Source organism: Streptomyces sp. NPDC007189 (assembly GCF_040703635.1).
GTDB lineage: Bacteria > Actinomycetota > Actinomycetes > Streptomycetales > Streptomycetaceae > Streptomyces.
Map to the genome: position 1 here is coordinate 120,318 of NZ_JBEYEY010000004.1, position 12,559 is coordinate 132,876.

Consider the following 12,559-nt stretch of genomic DNA (forward strand, 5'->3'; position numbering starts at 1 on the left):
GAACCGGCTTGGCGGACCGGCCCGGCGGCCGGTGGACCGGCCGGGCGGAGCGGTCTGGCGGAGCGGCCCGGTGGACCGGCCCGGTGGACCGGCCTGGCGGAGCGGTCTGGCGGACCGGCCCGGCGGCCGGTGGACCGGCTTGGCGGACCGGTCTGGCGGAGCGGTCTGGCGGACCGGCCCGGCGGCCGGTGGACCGGCTTGGCGGACCGGTCTGGCGGAGCGGTCTGGCGGAGCGCCCCGGTGGACCGGCCGGCGGCCCCTTGCCCGCAGCGGCAGCCCGGTCGGCCCCTTGCCTGCAGCGGCAGCCCGGTCGGCCCCTCGCCCCCGACGGCCGCCCGGGTGCCCCGGCGTCATCCGGGTGCGGGCTGCCCGAACAGCTGCCGGAGCACGTCCTCCATGGTCACCAGGCCGGCCAGCCGGCCGTCGTCGCCGAGCACCGCCGCCAGATGCGTACGGCTGCCGCGCATCGCGGTGAGCACGTCGTCCAGCGGGGTCCCCTCGCGCACGCGCGCGATGGGGCGCATGTCCCGCAGCCGGAACGGCACGTCCCGCGGCGAGGCGTCCAGCGCGTCCTTGACGTGCAGATAGCCCACGATGCGCCGGCCGACGTCGACCACCGGGAACCGGGAGAAGCCCGACTCGGCCGACAGCCGCTCCAGCTGCTCCGGCGTGACGCCCATGCGCGCGTACACCACCCGCTTCAGCGGCACCACGACGTCCCGCACCGGCCGGCTGCCCAGCTCCAGGGCGTCGTGCAGCCGCTCCTGCGCCCGGTCGTCGATCAGCCCCGCCTGGCTCGCGTCCTTGACGATCTCGGCGAGTTCGGTGTCCGTGAAGGTCGCCGAGACCTCGTTCCTCGCCTCCACCCTGAGCAGCTTCAGCAGCCCGTTCGCGAAGGCGTTGACGGTGAAGATCACCGGGCGCAGCGTCCGGGACAGCGCGACCAGCGGCGGCCCCAGCAGCAGCGCGCTGCGCACCGGTTCGGCGAGCGCGATGTTCTTCGGGACCATCTCGCCCATCAGCATGTGCAGATAGGTCGCCAGCGTCAGCGCGATCACGAAGGACACGGCGTGCCCCGCGCTCACGGGCACCCCGACCGCGTGGAACACCGGCTCCAGCAGATGTGCGATCGCGGGCTCGGCGACCACGCCCAGGACCAGCGTGCACAGCGTGATGCCGAGCTGGGCGGCGGCCAGCAGCGCGGAGACGTGCTCCAGGCCCCACAGCACGGCCTTCGCGCGCCGGTCGCCCTCCTGGGCGAGCGGCTCGACCTGGGAGCGGCGCACCGAGATCAGCGCGAACTCGGCGCCGACGAAGAAGGCGTTGACGACGAGGGTCGCCAGGCCGATCAGCAGCTGTACGGCGGTCATCGCGCCCCCTCCGCGGTCTCGTGGGGCCGCTCGTCGTCCAGCGGCGCGTGCAGCAGCACCCGCGCCGCGCGGCGGCCGGTGGCGTCCACCACGTCCAGCCGCCAGCCCGCGACCTCGACCGTGTCACCGGTGACCGGTATCCGGCCCAGCAGGGTCGCCACCAGGCCGGCCAGCGTCTCGTACGGCCCCTCGGGCACCCGCAGTCCCACGCGCGCGAGCTGGTCGGTGCGGGCGGCGCCGTCGGCCGAGTACAGGGCCCGGCCCCGCTCGTCCGCCCCGGCGGGGGCGAGGTCGGGCGTCTCGTGCGGGTCGTGCTCGTCGCGCACCTCGCCGACGACCTCCTCGACGATGTCCTCCAGGGTCGCCACCCCGGCCGTGCCGCCGTACTCGTCGATGACGACGGCCATGGTGCGCCGGCCGCCGAGGCGGTCCAGCAGCCGGTCGACGGTCAGGGACTCGGGGACCAGCAGCGGCTCGCGCATCACCTGGGCGACCGTGCGGAGGCGCCGCTGGTCGGCGGGGACGGCCAGGACGTCCTTGATGTGGGCGGTGCCGACCACCGAGTCGAGCGTGCCCCGGTAGACCGGGAACCGGCTCAGCCCGGTCGCCCGGGTCGCGTTGGCCACGTCCTCGCAGGTCGCCTGCGTCTCGAGGGCGACGACCTGGACGCGCGGGGTCATCACGTTCTCCGCCGTCAGATCGGCCAGGTTCAGCGTGCGCACGAACAGCTCGGCCGTGTCCGGCTCCAGCGCGCCCTCCTTGGCGGAGTGCCGGGCGAGCGCGGCCAGCTCCTGGGGGCTGCGCGCGGAGGCCAGCTCCTCGGCGGGCTCGATGCCGAGCCGGCGCACCACATGGTTGGCCGTGTTGTTCAGGTGCGTGATGAAGGGCCGGAAGGCCGCGCTGAACAAGCGCTGCGGGTTGCCGACCCGCCGGGCCATGGCCAGCGGTGAGGAGATCGCCCAGTTCTTCGGCACCAGCTCCCCGACGACCATCAGGAACACCGTCGACAGGGCCGTACCGAGCACCAGCGCGACCGAAGTCGCCGTCGCCCCCGACAGGCCCAGCGCCCGGAACGGGCCGGCCAGCAGCTTGGCGACGGACGGCTCGGCGAGCATGCCGACCACCAGGTTGGTCACGGTGATGCCGAGCTGGGCGCCGGAGAGCTGGAAGGTCAGGTTCCGTACGGCCTTCAGGGCGCCCGCCGCGCCCCGCTCGCCGCGCTCGGCGGCCCGCTCCAGTTCGCCGCGCTCCACCGTGGTCAGCGAGAACTCCGCGGCCACGAAGGCGCCGCAGGCGACCGACAGCAGGATCGCCACCAGAAGCAGGAGCACTTCGGTCATCGGCTCACCCCCGTCCCATGATCGGACAAGGCGGGACGGGACGCGCGGTGGCGCCGACGGGGAGGCTCGCCCATGGGCGGACGCTCACAACCTTTCATAGAGAGCCGAGTGCTCCCTCAAGGGTAAAGGATGGGCAAAGACGCCTCGGTGTCTCAGCCGCCGAGCGGCTTCACCCAGCGCCGCCACTGCTCCTGCGCCTCGTACCCGGCGGCGCCCCAGGCGTGGTGCGCGGTCGCGTTGCGCACCAGCACCATCGCGTCCGCACGCCGGCCGCCGAGCCGTACGAACCGCTCCTCGGCGGCGGCCAGCAGCGCCGAGGCGATGCCCTGCCGGCGCCGCCGCGGATGCACCGCGAGCCGGTACAGATGGCAGCGCCAGCCGTCGAACCCCGCGATCACCGTGCCCGCCAGCTCGCCGTCCAGCTCGGCGAGGAGCAGCGCCTCGGGATCACGGGCGACCAGCCGCTCCACCCCGTCCCGGTCGTCGCTGATGCTGGTGCCCTCGGCGGCCGTCTTCCAGAAGGCGAGCACGGCGTCGAGATCGTCGGTGAGAGCGTGGCGTATCCGCAGATCGGTCATGTGATCAGCGGATCACGAGGGGGTCGGCGCCGGGGAGGAATTCCGTCATGCGGACTCCTCGCGCAGCCGCTCCATCACCGGCGCGAAGGCCTCCATGGACGGTTCCAGCACGGTCAGGTACGAGAAGCCGTACCGCTCGCGCTGCGCCCGCACCCGCGCGACGATCTGCTGAAGCGGACCGGCCAGCACGACGGGCAGGGCCAGCGCGTCGTCCAGCGTCAGCCGCGACTGCCTCTCCAGCAGCGGTTTCAGCACGGGCTCCGGGTCGTCGGTGACCGCCACCAGCTGGATCAGCAGGTTCAGTTCGGCCTCTTCCGCCCGGCCCCGCGCCAGGTCCCGGTACCGCGCCACCCGCTCGTCCAGCTCCTCGGCGCCGAGCGGCTCCAGCGTCCCCGGCACGGGCCCCGGCCGGGCTGCGGTGAAGGCCGCGATGTCCGCGTGCTCGGCGGTCAGCCGCAGCATCCGGTCGCCGTTCGCACCGATCAGCAGCGGCACCCGGGACTGGACGGGCCGGGGCATGGAGGTCCACCCGATGGAGCGAGACCGGGACTGGGGGAGGTCGTGCGACCCCAGCAGCCGGTCCAGCTCCCCGACCGTGCGCCGGAGGTGGTCCACCCGCTCGCGCGCCGAGCCGTACGGCAGCCCGGCCGCCTCGTGCTCGGCCGGCACATACCCGGTGCCCAGCCCCAGTTCGAGGCGCCCGCCGGTGAGCGCGTCCGCGGTCGCCACCTCGCGGGCCAGCAGCGTCGGGTTCCAGAAGCCCGCGTTGAGCACGAACGTGCCGACCCGGGGCCGCTCGGTCGCCCCGGCCGCCGCGACCAGCGCCGGGAACGGCGCGGGCCCGTCCAGATGGTCCGGGACGAGGAGCACGTCGTACCCCAGCTCCTCGGCGCGCCGGCACTTCGCGCGCCACTCGGCGGCCGGCGCGGGCGTGAGCAGATTGACCCCGAAACGGAACGGACGCGCCATGAACTCTCCCCAACTTCCCTCGAAAGACGGTGGCTTGAGCCGGTACCCGCGATCCCATCACGTCGGTCCCGAACCGCGGCAGGGTGCCGTCACTCGTGGGCGATCGCGGCCAGCACGTTCATCCGGGACGCCCGCAGCGCCGGCAGCAGCGCCGCCACCACGCCCACCACCGCCGAGGCGATCACGACCCCGACGATCGTGCCCCACGGGACGGCCAGCGCCGTCAGCCCGCGCAGGGCCAGCACCTGCTGCATGCACACGCCCCACACGAGTCCCAGTGCCAGCCCGAGCACCGCGCCGAACACCGCGATCACCACCGACTCCAGCCGGATCATCCGGCGCAACTGCCGCCGCCCCAGCCCGATCGCGCGCAGCAGCCCGATCTCGCGGGTGCGCTCCACCACCGACAGGGCGAGGGTGTTGACCACACCGAGCACCGCGATGACGATCGCCAGCCCGAGCAGCGCGTACACCAGGTACAGCAGCACGGCGATCTGGTCGTGGACCAGCTGCTTGTAGTCGGTCTGGTTGCGCACTTGGACCTGCGGGTACGGCTTCAGGGCGCGGTCCAGCCGGGGCCGCAGGTCCTGCGGCCTGGTGCCGGTGGCCGCGTTCACGAAGAGGGCCGAGTCCTGGGCGCCCGGCGCGTACCGCGCGAGGGTGCCCAGACCGAAGAACATGCCGCCCTCGGTGCCGAAGCCCTGCGCCGTGTCCTGGTTGGTCAGCGCCGCCACGGTCAGCTCGGCGTGCCGGCCGCCCGGGAACTCGGCCGGCAGGACACTGCCCACGCGCACGCCGTGGTCCCGGGCGAAGTCGGCGTCCATGGCGAGGTGCCCGTCCGCCAGCGCGGCCGCCGAACCACCCCGCGTGTACGGAATGTGCACCACGTCGTCGAGCCCAGGGCTGTACCCGGCGGCGGCGGTCCGCACCCGCGTGCCGTTCGGCAGCCGTACGGCGACCTGGGTGAGCCGCTGCGCAACGACCAGCCCCACACCGGGCGTGCGGGCCACGGTGTCGCGCACCTGCCCGGTGAACGGCTGGAAGTTGGTGTTCTGGACGATGAAGTCTGCGCCGAGGGTCTTGTCGATCTGCCGGTCGAACGACGCCGTCATCGAGGTGCTCGCCACCGACATCCCGCCGACCAGGGCCAGCCCCACCATCAGCGCGGCGGCGGTGGCGCCCGTACGGCGCGGATTGCGCAGGGCGTTGCGCTGGCTCATCGTGCCGACCGCGCCGAACAGGGCGGGGAAGGCGCCACCCAGCACCCGGATCACCGGCCGCACCAGCAGCGGACCGGCGACGACGGTCGCGATCAGCGTCAGCGCCACACCGGCCCCGAGCAGCGCGGCCGCCTGCGCGGTCCTCGTGGCCGCCGCGCACCCGGCCAGCCCCGCCGCGCCGACCGCCCCGATCGCCGCGCCGACGACCGCCCGCACCTTCAACGGCTTGCCCACACCGGCGACTTCCGCGTCCGCGAGGGCCGCCATCGGCGAGACGGCCGCCGCGCGCCGGGCGGGCAGATAGGCGGCCACCAAGGTGACGCCGAGGCCGACGACATAGGCCGCGACGGGTGTCCCCCAGCCGATGGCCATCTCGGTGGTCTTCAGGTTCATCCCGAACGCGCTCATCAGCCGGATCAGGGCCGCCGCCAGCCCGATCCCGGCGGCCAGCCCGAGCGTGGACCCCGCCAGGCCGAGCAGCAGCGCCTCCGTGAGCACCGACCGCCGCACCTGCCGCCGGTCCGCGCCGAGCGCCCGCAGCAGGCCCAGTTCCCGGGTGCGCTGGGCGATCAGCATGGAGAAGGTGTTGACGATGAGGAACACGCCGACGAGCAGCGCGACACCGGCGAAGCCCAGCATCACGTACTTGATCACGTCCAGGAACGTGCCGAGGCTGGCCGCCGCCGACTTGGCCTGTTCCTTCGCGGTCTTCAGGTCGTAGGAACCGGCGCCGACCGCCTGAGCGACGCGCCGCTTCAGCTCCGCGTCCGGCACGCCCTTGGCTGCGTCCACCGCGATGCTGGTCGCCTTCGCGGCCGACCCGAGCAGTTCGCGGCCCGCCACCGCCGGGTCCAGGAAGACCAGGGCCGCCCCGGGGTTGGTGGCGGTGAACGTGGCGATGCCGACGACCCGCACCCGGAAGGCGCCGGGCTGTGCCTGCACGGTCAGCGCGTCGCCGATGCCGACGTGCCGCTTGCGGGCCGTGTCGGCGTCCAGCAGCGCCTCGCCCGCGCCGTGCGGCGCATGGCCCGAGGTGAGCCGCACCGGGCTGCGGTGGGTGGCGTGCCAGGCCGTCGCGATGGTCGGGGCGCCGGTGGTCGGCCCCACGGACCTGTTGTGGCGGTCGACCACGACGGCGTTCTGCACCGACACCTCGGCGCGGGCCGCCGCGACCCCGTCGACCTTCGCCACCCGGTCCCGCAGCGCCGCCGGCAGGGTCTGCACCGAACCGCTCAGCCGCGCCGACGTCAGATCCCGCTGCTTCGGCAGGACCGTCACATCGGCGGCGGTGGACGCGAAGAGCCGGTCGAAGGTGCGGGTGACGGTGTCGGAGAAGATCAGACTGCCCGCGACGAAGGCCACGGAAAGGATCACGGCCAGCGCGGACAGCGCCAGCCGCCCCTTGTGCGCGAGGAAGCTCCTCAGGGTCGCCTTGAGCACCCGGTCAGTCCTCTCGGGCGGTGTGGCCGAGCCGGCCCCGGACGGTGTCGAACCGCTTCAGACGTTCGAGTACGGCGTCCGCCGTCGGCCGTTCCATCTCGTCCACGATCCGCCCGTCGGCCAGGAAGAGCACCAGATCGGAATGGGCGGCGGCGCCCGGGTCGTGGGTGACCATGACGACCGTCTGCCCGAGATCGTCCACCGCGCCCCGCAGAAAGCCCAACACCTCCAGGCCCGCGCGCGAGTCGAGGTTGCCGGTCGGCTCGTCGGCGAAGATCAGCTCGGGCCGGGAGGCCAGCGCCCGCGCGCACGCCACCCGCTGCTGCTGACCTCCGGAGAGCTGGGCGGGCCGGTGCGAGAGGCGGTCGCGCAGGCCGAGCCTGTCGATCACCTGGTCCAGCCACTGCGGGTCGGGCCTGCGGCCCGCGATGTCCATGGGCAGGGTGATGTTCTCGGCGGCCGTCAGCGTCGGGATCAGGTTGAACGACTGGAACATGAACCCGATCCGGTCCCGCCTGAGCCGGGTCAGCTCCCGTTCCCTCAGCCCCGTGATCTCCGTGCCGCCCAGCCACACCTGCCCGGCCGACACCGTGTCGAGCCCCGCCAGACAGTGCATCAGCGTGGACTTCCCGGACCCCGAAGGCCCCATCACGGCGGTGAAACGGCCACGCGCGATGTCCACGTCCACCGAGTCCAGGGCGATGACGGCCGTCTCGCCGGAGCCGTACGCCTTCGTCAGCCCGCGGGCGCGGGCCGCGACGGCGCCGTCCGGCGCGTGCCGCGCAGCAGGTGTGGACAAGACCGCCTCCCGGTCGCCGGAACCGCCCGTCCCGGGCGAGCGTAAGGGAGAAGCCGGCCCGGCGCAGGGGTCCACACGCCGCCCTTGCCTTGCTAGCACTTCAGCGCTAGCGTCGAGGCATGGCGAAGACCCAGCTGAACGTGCGCGTGGACGAGGGCACCGCCCGCGCGGCCCGCGAACGCGCCCTGGCCCGCGGCATCAGCGTCAACCGGTACATCGAAGAGCTGGTCAGACAGGACACCGGGGAGGCCGGCCGCACGTTCGTCGAGGCCGCCGCCGACTTCATGAAGCAGTACGAGTCCGTGTTCGCCGAGGAGTTCGCCGACACGCGCGGCACCGGCACCGGGGACGGCCGCTGATCCCTTGAACGAACTCAGCATCGACCTCCCCTGGCTCCTCATGCTCGCCGAACAGAAGACCCCCGGGGACCCGCAGGTCACCGACTGGGGCGCACTCGTCGCCGCCGTCGCCCGGCACCGCGCCGAGATCTTCGGCATGCCCGTCTACGACACCCCGCACGCCCGCGCCGCCGCCCTGCTCCAACTGCTGATCCACCTGCCGGCGCTGGAGCGCTCCAACGCGCTGTTCGCCTCGGCGGTCGCGTACGCCTACCTGGTCGCCAGCGGCGAGAAGGTGGCCACCAGCCCCGAGCAGGTGCGCGATCTCGCCCGCCTGGTGAAGGACGGCGCGGCCGGCGTGGACGACATCGCGCGCGAGCTGCGGCGCTGGAGCCTGTGACCGACGCGGGCTGCCGCGGTGGTCCGGGGTCAGCGGGCGTCCGGCTCGTCCGGGCGCCAGGCGACGCCGAGCACGCAGTACGAGGACGGCAGCGCCGGACCGCGCTCCGGCATCATCACCTGCCGCTGGGGCCCGAGCGTGAACCCGGCCTCGCGCAGCGCGGCCACCGGACGCCGGGACAGATGGCAGCCGCCGGCCAGCGCGGGCCACAGCGTCCGGTCCAGCGTGTGCTGGGTCAGCCGCATCGCCGTACCGCCGCCCTGCCCGTGCTCGAAGAACCGCACCTGACCACCCGGTCTGAGCACGCGCCGCACCTCGGCCAGTGCCCGGGGCACGTCCCGTACGCTGCACAGCACCAGGGACAGCACGGCCGCGTCGAAGGCCTCGCTCTTGACCGGCAGCGCCTCCGCCGCGCCCGGCACCACGTCGACCGGGACCTCGGTGCGCAGCGCCGACTCCAGCGCCAGCTTCCTCAACCGCGGCTCCGGTTCGATCGCCACGACCTCGGCGACGGTGTCCGGGTAGTGGCCGAAGTTCAGCCCGTTGCCCGCGCCGATCTCGATCACCCGCCCGGACAGCCCGGCGAGCAGCCGCTCCCGCACGCCGGCCATGCCCATCCGGGTCTCGGCGCTCACACTGAGCCGGGCGTAGCAGCGGGCGAACAGCGGGTGGTGGACGGAGCTCGGAGCCACCTTGGCGGAACCGGACAGCAGCCGCATGGCGAACCTCCCGGGGGACGGCCTAGGAGAAGTGTCCCCCGTCCGGGGCCGCCGCACCCCCTGCCGTCACGGCCGGGTCGTCCACTCTCCGACCGGGACGGCCGGCCGGAGAGTGGACGAGGCCGGGCGCAGGGCGCGGCTACGACGCCGTCCGTGCCCGGAACGCCTCCGCGTCCCAGGTCCCGTCCAGCCGGGGCGCCAGCCACGTCGGCGCCGCCCGGCGGAAGTCGGCCGGCGGCAGCGCGCCCGCCCCGGTGGGGATCGCGCCGAGCAGGGGAGCCGCGGCGACCTCCGGCAGGTCCGTCACGTTGCAGCGCATGGCGAGGTCGGGGGAGTCGGGCCAGCTGCCGATGACCACGCCCGCCGGCTCCAGGTCCCGGCGCCGCAGTTCCCGGGCGGTCAGCTCGGTGGTGTTGAGGGTGCCCAGACCGGCCTGGGCCACCACCAGGACCGGTGCGCCGAGCAGCCCGGCCACGTCGGCCAGGGTGCCGCCGGCCGCGTCGAAGCGGACCAGCAGCCCGCCCGCGCCCTCCACCAGCACGAGATCGTGCTCGGCGGCCAGCTTGGCGGCCCGGTCGGCCACCTCGCGCGGGTGCACGGGCGCCATCCCGGCCCGCCGCGCGGCCGTTCCCGGCGCCAACGGCTCTGGATAACGCGCCAGTTCGCCGGCCGTGACCGGTCCCGCGAGCCGCGCGACCTCGTCGGCGTCCCCGCGCTCGTCGGGCCGTACGCCCGTCTGCGCGGCCTTCAGCACGGCCACCGAACGCCCGGCCGCGAGCGCGGCGGCGGCGACGGCGGCCGTGGTGACGGTCTTGCCGACCTCCGTGCCCGTCCCTGTGATCACCAGTACCGGCATGTCATCCCTCCCGCGCCGCGGCGCACACCGCGCGCGCGATCCTCGCCACGTCCTCGTCCGACGTGATGTACGGCGGCATCGTGTAGACCAGGTCGCGGAAGGGGCGCAGCCACACGCCCTCCCTTACGGCCGCCGCGGTGGCCGCCGCCATGTCCACCTCGTGGTCGAGCTGGACCACGCCGATCGCCCCGAGGACGCGGACGTCCCGTACGCCGGGCAGCTCCCGGGCCGGCGCCAGGCCCTCCGCGAGGCCCGCCTCGATCCGCTTGACCTCGGCCCGCCAGTCCTGGCCCAGCAGCAGTTCCACGGAGGCGCAGGCCACGGCCGCCGCGAGCGGGTTGCCCATGAACGTCGGGCCGTGCGCGAGCACCGGCACCTCGCCCCGCGAGATGCCGTCGGCGACCCGCGCGGTGCACAGCGTGGCGGCCAGCGTCAGATAGCCGCCGGTCAGCGCCTTGCCCACGCACATCACATCCGGGGTGACGCCCGCGTGCTCCGCCGCGAACAGCGCGCCGGTGCGGCCGAACCCGGTGGCGATCTCGTCGAACACCAGCAGCACGTCGTGCGCGTCGCACGCCTCGCGCAGCACCCGCAGGTACGCGGGGGAGTGGAAGCGCATGCCGCCCGCGCCCTGCACGACCGGCTCCACGACCACCGCGGCCACCTCGTCCGCGTGGCGGGCGATCAGCTCGCGCAGCTGCTCCGCGTACGACTCCTCGTACGCGGCCGGCGGCGCGTCGGCAAAGATCTGACGCGGCAGCACGCCCGACCACAGCGCGTGCATCCCGCCCTCGGGGTCGCACACGGACATCGGGTTCCAGGTGTCGCCGTGGTAGCCGCCCCGCCAGGTCAGCAGCCGCTGCTTGCCGGGCCGGCCGAGCGAGCGCCAGTACTGCAGGCACATCTTCACCGCGACCTCGACCGACACCGAACCGGAGTCGGCCAGGAAGACGTGCTCCAGTCCCTCTGGTGACATGTCGACAAGGTGCTTCGCGAGGCGGACGGCGGGCTCGTGCGTGAGTCCGCCGAACATCACGTGGCTCATCCGCCCGAGCTGGTCGTGCGCCGCCGCGTTCAGGACCGGGTGGTTGTAGCCGTGGATCGCCGACCACCACGACGACATGCCGTCCACGAGGTCGCCGGAGCCGTCGGCGAGCCGCAGCCGCACCCCGCTCGCCGACTCCACGACGAGCGGTTCGGCACGTCCCGGCATCGGGCCGTACGGATGCCACACGTGCCGCCGGTCCAGCTCCAGCAGGTCGGGCAGGCTGAGGCGGGACAGGCCGGACCGGTCAGGCATTGGGCGCGAGGTCCGTTCCGGCGCCCCGGCGGCGGACGGCCACGAGGTCGGTGCGCGGCTCCTGCGCGGCCGGCGCCGCCGTCGTACCGCACACACCCGCGCCCTCGTGACCGCACGCGTCCGCGCTCTCGTGCGAACCACAACTGTCGTGCGAACCGCAGACCGACCCGCAGCCACCCGCGGACTCGATCCGGTGCTCCGGCAGCGTGACCTCGCCGGCGCCCTCCACCTCGAAGCCGGCATCCGCGATCATCTCCAGGTCGGCCTTGCCCGCCTGGCCCTCGCTGGTCAGGTAGTCGCCGAGGAAGATGGAGTTGGCGAGGTGCAGCGCGAGGGGCTGCATGGTGCGCAGATGGACCTCGCGGCCGCCCGCGATCCGGACCTCCACGTCCGGGCAGACGAACCGGACCATCGCGAGGATCCGCAGGCAACGCTGCGGGGTGAGGTTCCACTCCTTGGCCAGCGGGGTGCCCTCGAACGGGATGAGGAAGTTCACCGGCACCGAATCCGGGTCGAGTTGACGCAGGCTGAAGACCACGTCGACCAGGTCCTCGTCGCTCTCGCCCATGCCCGCGATCAGACCGGAGCAGGCGGACAGCCCGGCCGCGTGCGCCTTGTTCACCGTGTCCACCCGGTCGGCGTAGGTGTGGGTGGTGGTGATGTCCCCGTACGTGGACTCGGAGGTGTTGAGGTTGTGGTTGTAGGCGTCCGCGCCCGCCTCGCGCAGCCGCTCGGCCTGGCCGTCGGAGAGCAGGCCGAGGCAGGCGCACACCTCGACCTGCTCGTTCTGCTCCTTGATGGTCCGGATGGTCTCCGAGACCCGGTCCACGTCCCGGTCGGTCGGGCCGCGTCCGCTCGCCACCAGGCAGACCCGCTTGGCGCCGCCCGCCAGGCCCGCGGCGGCCGCCTGGGAGGCCTCGTCGGGCTTGAGCCAGGTGTACTTCAGGATGTCGGCCTTCGAGCCGAGCCGCTGGGAACAGTAGGAGCAGTCCTCAGGGCACAGGCCCGACTTGAGGTTCACCAGATAGTTGAGTTTCACCCGGCGCCCGAACCAGTGCCGGCGCACCTTGCCGGCCGCGGCCACCACATCGAGCAGGTCGTCGTCGGAGGTGGCCAGAACGGCGAGCGCTTCCTCGCGGGTCGGCAGCTCGCGCCGAAGCCCCTTGTCCACCAGCGTGTTCAGCAGGTCCATGAGGCCCGATCCTGTCGTACCGGACCGCCCCGGGCCAA

12 protein-coding genes are annotated in these 12,559 nt (G+C 73.8%); 2 read left to right on the plus strand and 10 right to left on the minus strand.

The features are described 5' to 3' along the window. Window positions 1-350: 350 nt before the first annotated feature. From AB0950_RS09670 to AB0950_RS09695, 6 genes are all read right to left on the minus strand, one after another. Entirely contained in the window at window positions 351-1,370 is a 1,020-nt protein-coding gene (locus AB0950_RS09670; RefSeq protein WP_360146788.1) for a hemolysin family protein, read from the minus strand. Then, window positions 1,367-2,710: a hemolysin family protein gene (locus tag AB0950_RS09675; RefSeq protein WP_360146785.1), complete on the minus strand. Its 1,344-nt coding sequence runs from the start codon at window positions 2,708-2,710 to the stop codon at window positions 1,367-1,369. The genes AB0950_RS09670 and AB0950_RS09675 overlap by 4 nt, the downstream gene beginning before the upstream one ends. A gap of 152 nt (window positions 2,711-2,862) precedes the next feature. Beyond that, entirely contained in the window at window positions 2,863-3,288 is a 426-nt protein-coding gene (locus AB0950_RS09680; protein WP_366778250.1) for a GNAT family N-acetyltransferase, read from the minus strand. A gap of 45 nt (window positions 3,289-3,333) precedes the next feature. Further along, window positions 3,334-4,257 (minus strand): LLM class F420-dependent oxidoreductase, encoded by a 924-nt coding sequence (locus tag AB0950_RS09685; RefSeq protein ID WP_366778251.1) that lies wholly within the window; start codon window positions 4,255-4,257, stop codon window positions 3,334-3,336. 89 nt (window positions 4,258-4,346) lie between these two features. Further along, window positions 4,347-6,917 (minus strand): ABC transporter permease, encoded by a 2,571-nt coding sequence (locus tag AB0950_RS09690; RefSeq protein ID WP_366778252.1) that lies wholly within the window; start codon window positions 6,915-6,917, stop codon window positions 4,347-4,349. 4 nt (window positions 6,918-6,921) lie between these two features. After that, entirely contained in the window at window positions 6,922-7,716 is a 795-nt protein-coding gene (locus AB0950_RS09695; RefSeq protein ID WP_360146773.1) for an ABC transporter ATP-binding protein, read from the minus strand. A gap of 119 nt (window positions 7,717-7,835) precedes the next feature. On the opposite strand from AB0950_RS09695, the gene AB0950_RS09700 reads away from it, so the two are divergent. Further along, the gene (locus tag AB0950_RS09700; protein ID WP_360146770.1) at window positions 7,836-8,075 is read left to right on the plus strand and encodes a toxin-antitoxin system HicB family antitoxin; all 240 of its coding nucleotides are present in this window, start codon (window positions 7,836-7,838) and stop codon (window positions 8,073-8,075) included. Between the two features lie 4 nt (window positions 8,076-8,079). Continuing rightward, window positions 8,080-8,454: a fic family toxin-antitoxin system, toxin component gene (locus tag AB0950_RS09705; protein WP_360146767.1), complete on the plus strand. Its 375-nt coding sequence runs from the start codon at window positions 8,080-8,082 to the stop codon at window positions 8,452-8,454. Between the two features lie 29 nt (window positions 8,455-8,483). Here the strand turns inward: AB0950_RS09705 and AB0950_RS09710 are convergent, their stop codons facing one another. The 4 genes from AB0950_RS09710 to bioB all read right to left on the minus strand — a co-directional run bounded on the left by AB0950_RS09710 (window position 8,484) and on the right by bioB (window position 12,521). Then, window positions 8,484-9,173, minus strand: coding sequence for a class I SAM-dependent methyltransferase (locus AB0950_RS09710; protein WP_366778253.1), 690 nt, complete (start codon window positions 9,171-9,173; stop codon window positions 8,484-8,486). A 139-nt stretch (window positions 9,174-9,312) separates the two neighbouring features. Further along, the gene (gene bioD, locus AB0950_RS09715) at window positions 9,313-10,029 is read right to left on the minus strand and encodes a dethiobiotin synthase (RefSeq protein ID WP_360146761.1); all 717 of its coding nucleotides are present in this window, start codon (window positions 10,027-10,029) and stop codon (window positions 9,313-9,315) included. A gap of 1 nt (window position 10,030) precedes the next feature. After that, window positions 10,031-11,329, minus strand: coding sequence for an adenosylmethionine--8-amino-7-oxononanoate transaminase (locus tag AB0950_RS09720; RefSeq protein WP_360146758.1), 1,299 nt, complete (start codon window positions 11,327-11,329; stop codon window positions 10,031-10,033). After that, the gene (bioB, locus tag AB0950_RS09725) at window positions 11,322-12,521 is read right to left on the minus strand and encodes a biotin synthase BioB (protein WP_360146755.1); all 1,200 of its coding nucleotides are present in this window, start codon (window positions 12,519-12,521) and stop codon (window positions 11,322-11,324) included. The genes AB0950_RS09720 and bioB overlap by 8 nt, the downstream gene beginning before the upstream one ends. Window positions 12,522-12,559 lie beyond the last annotated feature (38 nt).